Here is a 17,863-nt window from a genome sequence, read left to right on the forward strand (position 1 = left end):
TTTTGTATATATTTGTCTAAGATAGTCTATGTTTTTGACCTTTAGCAAGCAATAGAGCATTGTACTATGTTAAATACAATAGTAGTATATAACTACACCAGCCCTCATTGCTATATTTATAGCTAATTTCATCTCACTTAGGTATAATGCTAGCGGGCGAGATGCCCGCAATACATAAGTTTGAATCTTAATATTTTCACCTCACATACTTGAAATTTTATGGAACTTCTAACTTCTGAATTCAGCTATATCTCAGCTTTTTTAAGTCAAAGATTCTAAATAATCCCGTACTTGATTACGACGCTTTGGTTGACGCAACTTCTGTAGAGCTTTTGCTTCAATTTGACGGACTCGTTCCCGAGACAGTTTCAAAGCACGACCAATTTCTGACAAGGAGTAGGGATGACCATCTTCTAAACCATAACGCATAGAAATTACAGATCTTTCTCGTTGAGTTAAATCTAATAGTAGTCCTTTTAATGCTTGTACTAGAGACTCCCGCATCAGCATTTGTTCTGGAGAAGCATCTTCAGTTTCCAGAAGTTCACCTAATTCAGTATCTTTATCACTACCTACTTTAGTTTCTAGGGAAACTGAACGTGGAACTTTTACTAACACTTCCCGAACTTGAGCAGGCGTCATATTTAGTTCTTGGGCAATGTCCTCAATTTTTGCTGTACGTCCTTTTTCCTGAGAAATTTTCCGTTGTGCTTTTTTAATTTTGTTCAACTTTTCGGTAATGTGGACAGGTAAGCGAATTGTCCGACTTTGAGTAGCGATCGCTCTTGTAATTCCCTGACGAATCCACCAGTAAGCATAAGTACTGAATCGATAGCCCCGTCGTGGGTCAAATTTTTCAACTGCTCTTTCTAAACCCAAAGTACCTTCTTGGATTAAATCTAAAAGTTCTAGACCACGATTTTGATACTTTTTCGCTACTGAAACGACTAGACGCAAGTTAGCATTAATCATCTGATTCTTGGCTTGAACACCTTCGCTTTGGACTTGCTCAAGTTCTTTTACACTTAAACCTGCTAATTCTGCCCAGCGAAGTTTTCCTGCGGCAATAATCTGTTTAAGTTCTACCACAGATACATTTCCTACCTTTGCCCACCGTTCAAATGATGGTCTATGTCCTAAGTGAGCTGCCAGACGATCGCGAACTTCCATCAACTGAACATAAGACTGAATTCCTCCTTCTTCTTCTTGAGCTGCTGTGTTGCGTAACTCCAATAACTGTATATAGCGTTGGACTTTTTGAGCTTCAGAGACTTCTTGATCTCTTTCTAGCAAATCAACTCGCCCAATTTCTTGGAGGTATAAACGGACTAAATCTGTAGTGCTACGGTTTCGACTTACTTGAGCATTATCTGCTTCTTCATCCTCCGTTGCTAATTCATTGGTGACTTGCTCTAAATCTTCGGGAAACTCAGCCTGCAAGTTATCAGAGTGCAGTTTTTCTTCGGATTGTTCAGTGTAAGGATAAGTTGCTGACATAGTGATCATCTCAGTTGCTCCAGGTGACAAGAGGCTGCACTTAGTGACAGTCTGTGGATAAAATGCCTAATTCCTGAGAAGTTGGCATTTGCTCTAGTTATGTTTCCTGATTAGTTCTAACAACTTAGACTAAATGAACTTATGTGATCGTTGATACTGATTGTGTTAACGATGGACTTTAGGAGTACATTTATCTATTCGTTATTTGCTTCAGTTAACTTCTCTAGACTTAATTTTTAGTATATTGATACTTCTGATACAAAAAAGTGATTTTCGTCAGAAGCTATATTAATGTTCATCACTATTAGTGGTTGTTCCTGATCACTTCGTAAATTTTCTGATTGTGGAGGTTAAATTTTCTCTTATTACTTTTTGTTTTTTTTCTAGTTACACTTTTTTAGTTTTATTCCCTTATAATTAAGGCATTCTTATTTTTTTATATGTAGCAAGTTTAATATATTTACTCATCAATTTTCAGCTATTAAGTGAGCGAAGATACAATAATAAGCGATCTAGGTCACATTTTACTAGCGATCGTTTTTGCAATCGGGGGTGATGGGTGATATACCTAATTGGCCTATTTTCTTTTTCCTAAGTACCTCCAAGGACAAACCCATCAGCAATTTCCTTTTAACTTTCGGCCTTTGGATAATTGACCATCAATTCTTTAACTTGTTCTGCATGATATGAGCTACGAGTCAAGGGGGAAGCAACAATTTGTAAAAATCCCATTGAATCACCTATTTCTTTCCAGTGATCGAATTGTTCGGGTTTGACGAAAGTAGCTACTGGTAAATGTTTCGGACTTGGTTGCAGATATTGTCCAATGGTTAAAATATCGCAGTCAACAGCTCGTAAGTCCTTCATTACTTCTTGGACTTCTGCATCGGTTTCTCCGAGACCTACCATAATTCCAGATTTTGTATAGATTTCTGGAGCTAATTCTCGCGATCGCTTCAAGAGTTCTAATGTACGTTGATAGTCACCTTGGGGTCTAACTCGGCGATATAATCGTGGAATAGTCTCAGTATTATGGTTAATAACTTCTGGTTTAGCATTAAGAATTATTTCTAAGGCTTGCCAATTACCACATAAATCTGGTATTAGGACTTCTATAGTTGTCTGAGGAGAAATTGCCCGGACTTGGGAAATACATTTAGCAAATTGATTAGCACCTCCATCGGCTAAATCATCTCTATTTACGGAAGTAATAACCACATGATTAAGTTTTAAGCGTTTGACTGCTTCTGCTAGTCGGTCTGGTTCGGTAATATCTAAAGGCTGAGGTTTTTTCTCAAAATCAATATCACAGTAGGGACAAGCACGAGTACAAGCAGGCCCCATAATTAAGAAAGTTGCTGTCCCAGCGTTGAAACATTCGCCGATATTTGGACAGGAAGCTTCTTCGCAGACCGTATTGAGATTTAGGTCTCGCAAAATCTCTTTAACAGTACCAACTCTTTGCCATTGGGGGGCTTTTACTCTTAACCAACTTGGCTTGACTACCACCTTTTGCCTCTACTGTAGTTTGATATACAAATTAAGCTTAACAAATTCAGTAGAGCACTAACAAGAGGTTTTCAGTAAATTTATTGATATAGGAAATTTGTAGTATTAGGCTGTTCTTGATAATTGACTAACTTCTGGAAGAGTAATATTATGTCCGGTAGAATCGGTATTGTAAGGAAGAAGGAAGAAGGAAGAAGCTTTAAGAGAAGGAAAAACCTTAAAGATGGTAGATATTTTCCCAGCTTTTACACAAACGATACCAACGGACATGATTTAATATCATAAATACATGGACAGAATTAATTAATGAATTGTGCATTTTTTAGCAAATTGCAAATTTATATATTAAGTAATTTTGTCTACCTACTTAAATACCAATTTTTGTAATATCAATACTATAACTAGATTATACTCCTGACTTATAGCCACTTATCTAATATTTTAGACAAATCCTCTGGTTTGATTGGCTTGGTTATGTAGTCATCCATGCCAGCTTCAATACATTTATCTCGGTCTCCTTTCATTGCATTAGCTGTCACAGCAATGATGGGAACTTTTCGGTAGTTATCGCCTGCCTTACCCTGGCGAATCAAGAGACTGGCTTCGTAACCGTCCATTATTGGCATCTGACAATCCATAAAAATCAAGGTATAGGCTTCATTATCGGTAGCTTCTTTTAATGCAGATAGGGCATCTAACCCACAATTTGCTAATTTAGCTGTTAAACCAAGTTTTCTTAGGTAACCCTTGAACACCAATTGATTGACCTGATTATCCTCTACCAGCAATATTCTTGTCCCATCTGGCCAAGATTTTACAGATGCACAATCATGCTCCACTATTTTTGCAGATTGGCGACTTAAAGATTCCTTGATTGGTTCCACGCCTAGAAACAATTCATTTTCTAGCAATGCCTTGCTACCATCATTCACCACGACTAAAGCATTGAACAGGTCAGTAGGATTCACTGGCTTGTGGATACATAACCGAACCTCCCGATCTATCCAAGCGGGAATTTCATGCTGATTGCTGATCGGGGTCATCATTACTAGCGGTAGTGATGCGAAGCGGGTATCGGCTTTGAGGTGCTGAACCAGTTTTAAACCATCCATCCCAGGTATTTGCAGATCTATAAAAGCAATATCAAATGGAGGTTTATCAAGGTCATTACTTTGTTGAACTCGGTCTTGGCAATATGCAATAGCACTAGGACTGTCTATAGCTGTCACAACTTCAGCACCCCAGGAAGCTAACTGACTCTTCAAAACTTCACGACTGGTAGCATTGTCATCGACGACAAGTATCGCCATATTGTTCAGATGAATTAAGGGAAGTTCTGGTTGTGTTTTCCTACTTGGTTGCAGAATAACTGTGAATTCAAAGTTGCTGCCTTTCCCCAATTCGCTCTCTACCCGAATACTCCCTCCCATTAATTCGCAGAGCTTCTTCACAATGGATAGTCCTAACCCTGTACCGCCATATTTGCGGGTCATACTTTCATCTGCCTGGGTAAAAGGAGCAAACAAACTGAACACATTGCCTGGAGGAATACCAATGCCGGTATCTCTGACTAAACCTGTAAAAACTAAAGTATCATCCTTGTTTTCTAGACTGCCACGAATCACAACTTCGCCCCGCTCAGTAAATTTAATAGCATTGCCTACCAAGTTGGTCAAAATCTGACGTAAACGCCCCGGATCGCCCTTAACATTCGGGCAGGTAATTTCGTGTAAATCCAGTACGAGTTCTAATCCTTTTTGTTCAGCTTTCAGAGCAACAGTTTGGGTAAAGTCCTTGAATAATTGGAACAGGTCAAAATCCACAATCTTCAATTCCAGCTTGCCCGCGTCAACCTTAGAAAAATCTAGAATATCGTCGATTAGCGAGAGAAGAGATTCAGCACTGGACTGGGCAATTTTTGCCTGTGATTGCTGTTCTGCATTTAACTCTGTCTGTTGTAAGAGGTTAAGCATTCCAAGCACTCCATTCATAGGCGTGCGAATTTCATGGCTCATGGTAGCCAAAAAGAGACTTTTGGCCTGAGCTGCCACTTCAGCCTTATCTTTAGCTTTCAACAATTCCTGTTCGTTAGATTTACGTTCGGATATATCTTGAAGCGATCCAAATAATCTGACGCACACCTCATCCTTAAATTCTGCTTGCCCTGTAACTTTTACCCAAGTTTCCTTACCTTTCAATGTTACCAGTATTAGCTCCAAATTCCAAGGATTACCTTGCTCAATTCCTATCTGTATTGCTTTAGAAATTGCCTGGCGACATTCTCCTTCTTGATAGAAATTAATGAATGATTGGAGATTAGGCTTAAAATCTAGTGGTACTTCATGAATTAGCTTGGTCATATTAGACCAATAAAACTTCTGGCCAGTCAAATCTACTTCCCAAGCACCAATTAATCCCTGCTGGCTCATTGCTTCTAACATCGCTTGTTGCCTAGCAAGTTTCAGGGTGACTTTTTGTGCTTCGGCAATTTCTGCTTCAAGATGACGATTTGCTTCGGTTAGTTCAGTAGTTCGTTCTTCTACCTGATGTTCTAAATTAGTAATGTTAAGACTAACCCGGATAAAAAGATAAGCAGCAAGGAGAGTTAAGAAAAAAGTAATAGTAACTAGAAAAATTGTATGACGCTTTGTTTGCTCAATTAAGGCAAAAGCTTCAGATACATCTTGCTGAATCACAAGTGTCCATCCAAGATTAACCGGTTGCTTTATAGCAATTACCTTACGGTCTCGATCCTGGTAAAAATAAACAGTTTGGTCTCTAACTTTGTCTACTTGAAAAGCAGGATGCTCGCTAAAATCTTGTAGAACTTTGCTTAATATTTCCTTATTTTCGCTAGAATCTGGCAGAACTTTGCTTAACATCTCCTCTGACTTACCATGAGCAATCAGCTTTTGATTACTGTCAACCAGAAAGGCAAATCCAGTTTTGCCAATCCTAATTTCATCAATAGAGTTAGAGATATCATTTAGTGAGGAACATCCTACTAATACTCCAACCAACTGTTTCAGGTTTTTGATCGGTACAGAAAGACACAATGCTGGCTGACCTGAAGTTCGACCAAAGAGAACTTGCTGGCCTAACTTTTTTCCCTCTAGAATGTCACGAAAATAACCACGGTCACGATAATTCTTCAGTTTTTTTCCATCGCTCCGAGCAATCACATTGCCCTCTAGATCGATAGTGAAAAAGCGGAATGAGGAGAGCAATAATTCTGGGAGTTGTGCGGAAGCTTCTAGTAAAGGGACTTGAGCTTCTCCATCCATAGAAATGATACTACCTGTTACAGCATTTTGATGAAGAGAAAGAAATGTATTTTCTATCCAACTATTCACTTGTAAAGCAGTTATGCGAGCTTGTTTCTTAAAATCTGCTTCTAAGCTTTCTATTTGAATCTTTTCCTGATAACGAATAGAGAAAAGTAATCCAACTGAGGGTATTAAGGCAACAAGGAAGACTGTCAAAAGAGTCTGGGAGAATATTCCAAACTTTGTTGGTTTCTTGACAGAGTTTTCAGTAGAGTTGTACTTACTGCTCATTAGAGTTGTTGGGTAATTTTATATAGGAAATAGGGAATAAGAGAATATTTGGCAATAGGAAGAGTAGTGATTTATCAATTTTAAGGAGAACGTCTCTGCGGGGTTGCATAGTTGCACTACCTGAAATTGTTGCCCTATTAGTACCCAGAGCTATAGAGGGTCTATATTAAAGTATGACCTTACCCTTGACAACTAATTTATTCCATTATGCATGATGTCTTCTCTACTCTTCCATTTTAGCCAACCCATCTACAGCACTTGGGGCTTTCAACTGAAAATTCCCCATTTGACTAAAAGCTATTAGATATCTCTCTAAAAGAGATAGTAGGTATTAGAGAGGAAATAATTGATAATTTCTGTACGATAATTGATTTTATTTTTGATTTTTGGAGAGGTATATTAAATTTAATTAAGGTGTCTTACTACAAATTTTCTAGTCAGGAATTACGCAGAGGTACTATATATAGAGTTAACAAACTATAACGTTATGGTTTTGAACGTTGGTGGTGGTGCATAGTAATGCTAGAGAGAGTGTGGGAAGTGTGAGAAGTGTGAGAAGTGTGAGAGGTGTGGGAAGAAATTAAAAAAATATATATCTTCAACCATTACTATGCAAGACTACCTGAACGCTATATACATTATCTTTGCGTAAGTCCTGATTATTAAACTTAAGTATCTTTCACTGATAAGACTAGGTTTCGCTACGCGTTTCGACTGTCGCCGACATGAAAGGCGCAGCCTAGCAGCAGCTATATCGCATTCTCCCTAACCAATTCTCTTTTTCATTTTAATAAGCACCTGCGCAGAGCGAGCTACTTACTTCAAAAATACACGAAAATTTCTTTACAAGCAACCACCCTATATCTCTTACATATCAATACTTATAGCAAATAGCCGATGAGAAGGCGATCGCACCTAAATTTCCTCATTTTTTCCCCTAAATAGTTCATTTCAACTTTTTTTGCTAAATTCAGTTTAAATTCCAAATATATTTAGCAAAAAATCATAAGTTTAATTTATTTAATTCATTCTTTAAACCCTAAAAAGCTTACAGGTAAAGACTTTTACTCAAACTAGCAGCGGCAAAAATTAAATATAAACCTTCTTCCTTCTTCCTTCCTACTTCTTCCTTATAAAATAGTGCTATCTAAAATATTTATTCTAAAATCTAAAAAAAATGTCATTTGTTGGCCTACATATTCATAGCGACTATAGCCTATTAGACGGAGCATCCCAATTACCACAATTAATAGATAAAGCGGTAGAACTAGGAATGCCAGCCATTGCTCTGACAGATCATGGAGTAATGTATGGGGCAATTCAATTAATTAAACTGTGTAGAAATAAAGGAATTAAACCCATCATTGGGAATGAAATGTATGTGATACATGGAGATATTGAGAAACAGCAAAGAGGCAAAAAGTTTCACCAAGTCGTATTAGCAAAAAATACTCAAGGCTATAAAAATTTAGTCAAACTAACAACCCTTTCTCACCTGCATGGTTTTCAAGGAAAAGGTATATTTGCTCGACCTTGTATTAATAAAGAATTGTTGGAAAAATATCACGAAGGTCTGATAGTAACTAGCGGGTGTTTGGCAGGAGAAGTACCTCAAAATATTATGCAGGGAAAATACGAGGAAGCCAAGAAAGTAGCTAAGTGGTATAAAGATTTATTTGAGGAAGATTACTATTTAGAAATTCAAGACCACGGCTTCCAAGAAGATAGGGTAGTAAATACTGGAATTGTCAAAATTGCCGAGAAATTAAAGATAAAAATAGTAGCGACAAACGACTCTCATTTTATTTCTTGTCGAGATGTAGAAGCACACGACGCTTTGTTGTGTATTAACACCCAAAAATTAATATCTGAACAAAAGCGGATGCGGTATAGCGGTACCGAATATTTAAAGTCTGCTGAAGAGATGAAGCAACTGTTCAGAGACCACTTGAAAAATGAGGTGATAGAAGAGGCAATTTCCAATACATTAGAAGTAGAAAAGAAAGTTGAAAAATATGAAGGAATTTTAGGAGAGCCAAGAATTCCTGATTATCCTATTCCGCCAGATCATAATGCCGATACTTATCTAGAAAAACTCTCCTGGGATGGATTATTAGAAAGACTAAAACTTAAACAAAGAAGTGAAATTTCCCCAGTTTATAAAGAGCGGATGGAGACTGAATTAAAAGTTCTTCAGGATAAAGGTTTTTCTACATATTTCTTGGTAGTTTGGGATTATATAAAACATGCCAGAGATAATAATATTCCTGTCGGACCTGGTAGGGGAAGTGCTGCTGGTTCATTAGTTGCTTATTCTTTGCGAATTACTAATATAGATCCGGTGCATCATGGCTTGTTATTTGAAAGATTTTTAAATCCAGAACGGAAATCAATGCCAGATATTGATACAGACTTCTGTATTGAAAACCGAGATGTAATGATTGATTATGTGACTGAAAGGTATGGGGAAGAGAGAGTCGCTCAAATTATTACTTTTAACCGGATGACATCTAAGGCAGTATTAAAAGATGTGGGGAGAGTATTGGGTGTTTCGTTTGGGGAAGCGAATAAAATGGCAAAGTTAATTCCTGTTGCCAGGGGTAAACCAGCAAAGTTAAAGGTAATGATTTCTGATGATACTCCTTCCCCAGAATTCAAGGAAGCTTTTGAAAATAAAGATATACAAATAGAAGATAATGAAGGGGGAAAAGTTAGTACAATTTCTGTCCGACAATGGATAGAAATGGCAATTAGAATTGAGGGTACGAATAAAACTTTTGGAGTACACGCGGCAGGAGTGGTAATTTCTAAAGAACCTCTGGATGAAATTGTGCCTTTGCAAAGAAATAATGATGGCTCAGTTATTACTCAGTATCACATGGAAGATATAGAGTCTTTAGGTTTGTTGAAGATGGATTTTTTGGGATTGAAAAATTTAACTATTATCCAGAATACTGCCAATTTAATTAAGAAAAATCATAATATTCCTCTAGTGCCAGACGAGTTACCCGCTAATGAAAGAAAGGCAATGGAAATTTTGGCAAGAGGCAAGATCAAGAAAATACCAGGTGATGTGAAAGAGACATACGACTTGATTAAATCTGGGGATTTGGAAGGAGTATTTCAGTTGGAATCTTCTGGCATGGTAGATGTTGTGAAAAAATTGAAGCCTACTTCTATTGAAGATATTTCTTCTATCTTGGCTTTGTATCGTCCAGGACCTTTGGATGCTGGTTTAATTCCTAAGTTTATTGACAGAAAACATGGGCGGGAGAAAATTGAATATCAAGATCCAAAGTTAGAACCAATTTTGCAAGAAACTTATGGAGTTTTGTGTTTGCCAAAGGGAACTTTAATTGATCAACCAGATGGTTCGAGAAAGGCGATTGAAAATGTTAAAAGTGGAGAGGTAATTTTAACTTCCGATGGTAGGAAAGTTTGGGAGGCAAAAGTTGCTAAACAGTGGCGAAGTGGTGTTAGGGAAATATTGAAGATTACTTTGTCTAGCGGTACAGTAATTTATGCAGGAAAAAATCATCGCTTTTTAACGCCGGAGGGAGATAAGTTTGCCTGGGAGTTAGAACCGGGAGTTAAGAATGGTAATATTTATGGTTCTGCGGTTTATGAAAAATGGCAAGTTTCTAGTAATAAGGAAAAAACGGATAGTTCAAGTCAGAAAAATCAGGAGTCTTTCCTAGAAAAAGCTCCTTTACTTAAACCGATAAATTTCTCAGAGAAAACAAAGAAGGAAAATTGGGAAAAAATCAGAGAAAACCATCTACAGATTTTCCCTTTCACTTTGGCAACTCCTTCAGAAGATTCTATTTCTCAGACAGATACTTCGAGCCGGAAAAATCTAGAGTCTTCCCTGGAAAAAGCCCCTTTATTGAAACCAATAAATTTCTCAGAGAAAACAAAGAAGGAAAATTGGGAAAAAATCAGAGAAAACCATCTACAGATTTTCCCTTTCACTTTGGCAACTCCTTCAGAAGATTCTATTTCTCAGACAGATACTTCGAGCCGGAAAAATCTAGAGTCTTCCCTGGAAAAAGCCCCTTTATTGAAACCAATAAATTTCTCAGAGAAAACAAAGAAGGAAAATTGGGAAAAATTCAGAGAAAAACATCTACAAATTTTCCCTTTGACTAGGACAACTCTTGTAGAAAATTCCATTCCTCAGACAGATACTTCGAGTCGGAAAAATCTGGAGTTTTCCCTAGAAAAAGCTACCTTATCTAGACCGACTAATTTCTCAGCTCAACCTCAGCAGGAAAATTGGGAAAAATTCAGAGAAAACCATCTACAGATTTTCCCTTTGACTAGGACAACTCTTGTAGAAAATTCCATTCCTCAGACAAATACTTCGAGTCGGAAAAATCTGGAGTTTTCCCTAGAAAAAGCTACCTTATCTAGACCAACTAATTTCTTTGATCAACCCCAGCAGGAAAATTGGAAAGAGTCAGAAGAAATCTACGAAAAAAATTATTTACAGGATGTCAGACTTGTTTATGTTATCTCTGTGGAAGAAGCCGGAAAAGCAGAATGTTTCGATTTAGAAATGGAAGACCAAGCTTCGCCTTATTTTCTAGCAGAAGGAGTAGTTGTTCATAATTGTTACCAAGAACAAATTATGAAAATGGCTCAAGATTTAGCAGGATATTCTTTGGGAGAAGCAGATTTATTACGTCGTTGTTTGAGTGGTTCAACAAAAGTAATAGATGCAGCAACAGGCAACTTGGTTAGTCTCAAACAAATAGCTGCCAAACCTGAGTATTGGTTGAGTCGAAAAGTATTTTCTTTAGATATCAAAACTCAACAGATTGTGCAAAAACCAATAACAGAAATTCATCCTAATGGTGTCCGAGATGTTTGGGAAATTACCACTCGTACAAATAGGAAAATTAGAGCTACAAATGACCACCTTTTTTACACAATTTTAGGATGGAAACCTTTAAAAGATTTTGACCTAGGCGATCGCTTAGGTTTACCAAAGAAAATTCCGATTAATCATAGTAGTCAAATATCTGATGCTCAAATTAAACTTACTGCTTATTTAATAGGTGATGGACATCTATCTACTAAGAGTTCTTCTTGTAGTTATTTCTGTAATAGTGATATGGAATTAATTACTGATTTTAATCGCTGTGCAGAAGAATTATTTGGTTCTTCAGCACCTATCGACCAACAACTACATATAGGAAAAAAATCAGTTAGTTATGTTCGTATAGGTTTTCTGTCAGCTTTTAATAATTGGGTAGATAATCATCTCAAACGTGCTCATTCACGGGATAAAGAAATTCCTAATTGGGTATTTTCTTTGTCGAAGAGTCAATTACAACTTTTCTTAGGAATTTTATGGTCAACCGATGGTAGTTTTGACAAAAAAATTGGGCATACAGATTACAACTCTACCTCAGAAGTTTTAGTCAGACAAATCCAACATTTACTTCTACGCTTAGGTATACTTTCTCTATTCAATATTAAGAAGATAAAATATAAAGGTAAACCTTATCTTTCTTATCGAGTTCAAATTACAGGACGCGAGGATATGCTCAAGTTTTGTGAATTAATACAGCCATATTTGAGTAGTTACAAACAAGAGCTTTGTCAAAGTTGTTATTTAGTTATCAAAGATAAGCAAAAGAATCAATCTAAACATTGCCTACCTCCAGAAATTCTTACCCTAATTGCACAAGCTAAAAAAGCTAGTGGCATGACTTGGGCAGAAATAGATAAAGTTGTCGGTGTATGTCGTGGCACAATGTCATCCGGTTTGAATTTTCAAAACACCCCAAGCAGGAGTTTATCTCGTCATAAAGTTAATAATTTTGCCACAGCTTTTGCAGATGAAGAATTAAAAGCAATAGCTAATTCTGAAGTGTTTTGGGATGAAATTACTTCCATAGAATATATTGGCAAAGAAGAAGTTTTTGATTTGACAATTTCTGAAACTCATAACTTCATTGCCAATGATTTTATAGTTCACAACTGCATGGGTAAAAAGAAGGTCTCGGAAATGGAAAAGCACCGAGAAATATTTATTGATGGTGCGACTCAAAGAGGTGTTCATTCTTCAGTGGCACAAGATTTGTTTGAACAGATGATTAAATTCGCTGAATATTGTTTGGCTTATGAGACAGAAATTATGACTGTAGAATATGGTGCTATTCCTATTGGTAAAATTGTAGAAGATAAGATTGAATGTACTGTTTATACGGTCGATAAAAATGGATATATTTATACACAGCCAATTGCTCAATGGCATAATCGGGGTATGCAGAAAGTTTATGAATATAGTCTAGAAGATGGAACAGTTATTCGGGCAACAGCAGAACATAAGTTGATGACTGAAGATGGTCAAATGCTACCTATTGATGAAATTTTTGAGCGTAATTTAGATTTGAAGTGTTTAGGGAATGTAGCAGAATGGGAATTTCCTATCGTCAGTTAACACCTCAATTGAAGCAACAGATTGTTCAAGCATTTGAGGGGGGAATGGAATGCCGAGAAATTCCAGATTTTCTCAATGTAAGTAAACGCTCAGTTCCACGAGTATTGTCAGAAGTAGGAATTAATACTAAACGAAAAAATCGTTATAGTTTTGATGAGGCATACTTCGATACTATTGACTCGCAAAAGAAAGCATATCTACTTGGGTTAATGGCTGCAGATGGCTGTGTAACTTCAACGAATTATGTTGTTTATGAGTCCACCGAACTTTCTCTAGTTAAGTTGTTTAAAGCTGAGTTGAGATACACCGGAGATATCCGTACTATTACCTTTCCACAAGGATATGCTCCTCATTATCGGATTAACTTTTCTTCCAAACAACTAGCAACAGCACTAAAGCAATATGCTGTGGTTGTTGGACGCACTGAGTCAGGTGCTTATTATTTTCCAGAAGCTCAATACTTTAGTAGTTATTTACTAGGATATTTTGATGGTGATGGATGTGCCTATGTTAATCAAGGCAGAAGTGGTGGGTTAGTCTGCATAGTTGGTTCATACCCTTGGGCAGAGGCATTGTCCAATTACCTTGATATGGGCAAGGTTGTTCAGCACCAATCACAATCCGTTTACTATTGGCGAATTTATAGTCAGGAGCATATTCAGCAATTTTACAATTGGGTCTATCAAATACCCGATCTAGGGTTAGATTACAAAAAAGCAAAAATAGAACAGATTTTAAGGAGTTATCGTCGTGGTTAAAATTGTTTCTCGCAAGCTGGCAAAAACAGAAAATGTTTATGATATTGGAGTAGCTAAAGACCATAATTTTGTCTTAGCAAATGGGTTAGTTGCTTCTAACTGTTTCAACAAATCTCATTCCACAGCTTATGCTTATGTAGCTTATCAAACTGCTTATTTAAAAGCTAATTATCCAGTTGAATATATGGCAGCTTTACTAACTGCTAATAGTGGAGACCAAGATAAAGTACAAAAATATATTGCTAATTGTCAAAATCCAAAGTTTCATATTGAAGTCGAACCGCCTAATATTAATAAATCAGAAGTAGATTTTACTCCTTTGCCAAAAGTAGCTACAGGGGAAACAAAAGATAAAATTTTATTTGGATTATCCGCAGTAAAAAATGTAGGTGGAGGAGCAATAGAAGCAATTTTAGAAGCAAGAAAAGAAGGGGGAAATTTTAAGTCTTTAGCCGATCTATGTGACCGAGTTAATCTTAATGCTCTGAATAGTCGTACTTTAGAATCTTTAATTAAATGTGGAGCCTTCGATAAAATTGAACCAAACCGTCACCAATTAATTAAAGATTTAGAAGGTGTAATGAAATGGGCACAAGATAGAAATAAAGACCGGGATATGGGGCAACTAAGTTTATTTGATGTGGCAGAAAAAACAATGCCTGCTTTTGATTCTGCTCCTAAACATTCGCCTGTTTCAGATTTTCCAGCTAAAGAAAAATTGCAGTATGAAAAAGAAATTTTAGGATTTTATGTATCTGACCATCCTCTCAAATATGCACATGAACAAAATCAAATTAAGGATGTTATTACTATCGCTCAAATGTCGGAAAAAAAATCTAAGTCAGTTATAAAATTAGTGGTAATGTTGGCTGGACTTAAAAATCATATTACTAAAAAAGGCGACCCCATGGCATTTCTGCAAGTAGAAGATATGACTGGGCAAGTAGATGCTGTAGTTTTTCCCAAAATATATGAAGAAATTAAAAATTTACTGACAGAAAATGCTCTTTTAGTATTGACTGGGAAAGTTGACAAGAAGGATGATGAAAGTCAGTTATTAGTAGATAGTGCAGAAACAGTAGAAAAGGTAATGGCAGATGGAGTTGAACAAGAAGAAAAACCATTGACAGAATTAGATAATTATCAAAATGAATCAATAAATGAGGAGATAAAAATTCATCAATCTATTGCAGAAGTAGAAAAACCAATAGAGCAATTAGAGAGTCAAAAAAATACTCCGAAAAAAGATGCTGAATTATTCATAACTGAAAATCGTTCTGCTAAACAAAGACAAATAATTATCTTGCAACTGCCAGTACATAAAATTCCTGAAGATAATTCTTTATTTGAACATATTAAAGCTATTTTGAAAGAACAATCTTCTGGGGATGAAGAAAAAGCAAAGGTAGCAATAGGGGCATTAATATCTGATGAGAAACAACAAAAGTTTGTACAATTTGGTCGGCAATTTTGGGTAGAAGATGGGGAGGCAACTATTAATCGTCTTAAAGATGCCAAGTTTGAGGCTAAAATTTTAAATTGCTAAACGATTAATTCTAGGTAATTAATATCATGTGCTCCCTCCGGAGGAGCTACAATTGCAGTTAATTAGTTATAAAAAGCCTTGGTTTGTAGTTACGCCTTAGCGCTCCTAGATATCTAGATATATTTATGGAGTGCTAAAGCTCACAGCAAGTTCAATAATTAATAATTGTTGAACAGCCACCTAATACCAAATTGATAAATCTTCGCTACAAATATTTAGGTTACTGCTTAGGAGTCAGGAGTCAGGAGTCAGAATGAATAAATTTGAGAGTATTTTTTTATGTTGCAATTGTCTTTTTTGTCAAATCAACATTTACCCTAAAACCTTTTAATAGTTGTTATTATTCGTAACATTATTTTTTCAAAATGGTATAACACCTAATTTAATTCTGATGTTGAGTATTAATTTTAAAATTCCCATTACTCGTTTTGGAAACAGGCCCATTAACGTACATAACTTGTTGCGGAACTCCTACCTCAATACCCTGCTCATCAAATGCCTTTTTCAGACGACGGCGAAACTCACGGGCAACCAACCACTGCTGCATAGGCTGAGTCTTAATAATCAATCTAATTTCAATTCCAGTATGAGCAATCTTATCAATACCCAAAACTCTAGGAGCTTCTAAAATCTGCTCTTGCCATTGAGGGTCACAATACAATTGTTTAGCGATCGCCTCCATTACCCCCATGACTCGATCCACATCAGCATCATAAGCTACCTCAATGGCATAATTTACTTGTGACCACTCACTAGATAAATTTCGCACCACCCCAATAGATCCATTAGGAATAGTAATTAACTCCCCATCAAGATTCCGTAATTTAGTAACTCGTAAAGTAATACTCTCAACTAAGCCATCTTTTCCATCTATAACAATCCAATCTCCCACAGCATATTGGTCTTCAGATAAAATCATCAGGCCAGCAATTAAATCTTTCAGTAAGTTTTGAGAAGCTAGGGACAGTGCAAAACTAATAAAACCAACAAAGACTGTGACTACTTGGGTAAAAGTACCTAATTGATGCAAATGATGAAGAAGCGTCACTCCTAATAAAAGATAAACTATAGCTCTCAGCCAAGCTTTGGAAACTCTAGCCAAAGTAGAAACACGCAAAGTTTGACGTTTTTGGATTGATTTTTGTTCGCTCCACCGCCGAGCCAAAAAGTTGGTGAGAACATCCCCACCTTTGATGGTTAAACGAGCCACTAATAAAAGCAGTAATATGAAAAGTGGAGTTCCCAGACTAGCCTCTCGTCCAAAACTTAAAATCCAATCCAATGGAGCCCAACCAACTATTACTTCTTCAGCTCGACTACCCCGAATCGTCACCCCCACCATCCAATTACTCCAGGAGCGGCTCCAGTAAAACAAGCTACTTATATAGCCAATTCCCAGTAACCAAACTAGCCATTGAGTCCAAAATAATGTGGAGTTGTAGAAAGCATGGAGACTGTAGCGTTGTTCTATAGATAGCCTATCAAATTGTGGAGCAATCGCTCGGAATTTTTCAGTAATCTTTGATGAACTGAAAGTCTGATTATCTTCAAGTTGAATAGTCTCTGAGTTTGATAAGCTATCTTTAAGTTTTCTTTGTCTAATAGTAAGTTGTTTTTGTATCCACCCCAGAGTTAGGCTAGTACAAGTCAGGGCAACTAAGAGAAGCATAGCTAGTTGAGCCTGAGCAAGTAGATAAGGAGTCTGACGTTCTTTCCAAGCTTGAATTAGAATATTTTCAGTAATTTCTTTTGCGTGTTTTGCAATTTTTAAAGGTTGGGAGCCACCAAATCTAGGTCTTTCAATGTCTGCTTGAGTAACTGAGTAAATAATTTCTGGCACATCGTTTTTAGGAAATGTGACTGACACAAATGTCGTTCCTTTGCTCTCAGAGGAAGTAGTAACTATCTGTTTTCTCAGTTCTTTTTCTTGAGCTTCTATGGTAGATATTCCCTGCTTAGGTAAAACCTCTTGAGTGTAATTGCTCATATTGTGCAGAATTTTTTGCAACTTGCTGTGAATCAACTGGGAGCGAACAACAGCACTGTAGATACTAGCTTGATTTTTGTTTGTGTTTGAGTCTAACTTGATAAATGAGGCAATAGTTCCAATAATTTTTCCATCTAGAAACACTGGAGCTATTTCCAGGTTTCCCCTATTAAAGACGGGGACATAAGGCTTTACCGAAATCTCTTCATCGGAAGACATACCTAAACCGGGAATAGTTTGGGCAACGGTGGGAAACTCCCAGGTTAGAGCTAGTGTTAAGACTAGCAAAGTAATAGAGAGCAGAAAAGTTAAAATCCGAATAAATTTCCGAACCATAAGAATTATTAAATATACCCATAAATAGGGTGCAGGTGACACACCTTTATAAGGATTTATGTTAATACACAAATTATGGAACTTGGGTAATCATACCTTTTCACGGAAGTCAAAAGTCAAAAGTTCAAAGTAAGATTTTATAGGCTCAAAAATATAAGTATACAGTAATTTCAGGAGATTCTTTCACATTTAAAGTTTGAAACTATTTGTGAGATTTTTAAA

The 17,863-nt window shown here is 36.6% G+C and carries 7 protein-coding genes; 3 read left to right on the top strand and 4 right to left on the bottom strand.

The genetic code is table 11. The features are described 5' to 3' along the window. Window positions 1–261 precede the first annotated feature (261 nt). The 3 genes from sigC to ACP6PL_RS02700 form a co-directional block, all read right to left on the bottom strand. Complete coding sequence (gene sigC / locus ACP6PL_RS02690; RefSeq protein ID WP_426542268.1) at window positions 262–1,497, bottom strand: RNA polymerase sigma factor SigC; 1,236 nt, start codon at window positions 1,495–1,497, stop codon at window positions 262–264. Between the two features lie 630 nt (window positions 1,498–2,127). Continuing rightward, complete coding sequence (gene lipA, locus ACP6PL_RS02695; protein WP_426542270.1) at window positions 2,128–3,006, bottom strand: lipoyl synthase; 879 nt, start codon at window positions 3,004–3,006, stop codon at window positions 2,128–2,130. Window positions 3,007–3,425: 419 nt separating this feature from the next. After that, window positions 3,426–6,563: a response regulator gene (locus ACP6PL_RS02700; RefSeq protein ID WP_426542272.1), complete on the bottom strand. Its 3,138-nt coding sequence runs from the start codon at window positions 6,561–6,563 to the stop codon at window positions 3,426–3,428. A 1,177-nt stretch (window positions 6,564–7,740) separates the two neighbouring features. On the opposite strand from ACP6PL_RS02700, the gene dnaE reads away from it, so the two are divergent. From dnaE to ACP6PL_RS02715, 3 genes are read left to right on the top strand one after another with little or no spacing between them, the layout of a single operon-like run. Beyond that, a complete protein-coding gene (gene dnaE / locus ACP6PL_RS02705; protein ID WP_426542274.1) occupies window positions 7,741–13,014 on the top strand; it encodes a DNA polymerase III subunit alpha in 5,274 nt (1,757 codons plus the stop codon). Further along, on the top strand, window positions 12,990–13,772 hold the full coding sequence (locus ACP6PL_RS02710) for an LAGLIDADG family homing endonuclease (RefSeq protein ID WP_426542276.1): 783 nt from the start codon (window positions 12,990–12,992) through the stop codon (window positions 13,770–13,772). Before dnaE ends, ACP6PL_RS02710 begins: the two co-directional genes overlap by 25 nt. Next, entirely contained in the window at window positions 13,765–15,318 is a 1,554-nt protein-coding gene (locus tag ACP6PL_RS02715; protein ID WP_426542278.1) for a helix-hairpin-helix domain-containing protein, read from the top strand. The genes ACP6PL_RS02710 and ACP6PL_RS02715 overlap by 8 nt, the downstream gene beginning before the upstream one ends. A 382-nt stretch (window positions 15,319–15,700) precedes the next feature. On the opposite strand, the gene ACP6PL_RS02720 is transcribed toward ACP6PL_RS02715, so the two are convergent. Further along, window positions 15,701–17,641: a mechanosensitive ion channel family protein gene (locus tag ACP6PL_RS02720; RefSeq protein WP_426542280.1), complete on the bottom strand. Its 1,941-nt coding sequence runs from the start codon at window positions 17,639–17,641 to the stop codon at window positions 15,701–15,703. Window positions 17,642–17,863: the final 222 nt, after the last annotated feature.

Source organism: Dapis purpurea BLCC-M126, assembly GCF_050015975.1.
GTDB lineage: Bacteria > Cyanobacteriota > Cyanobacteriia > Cyanobacteriales > Microcoleaceae > Trichodesmium.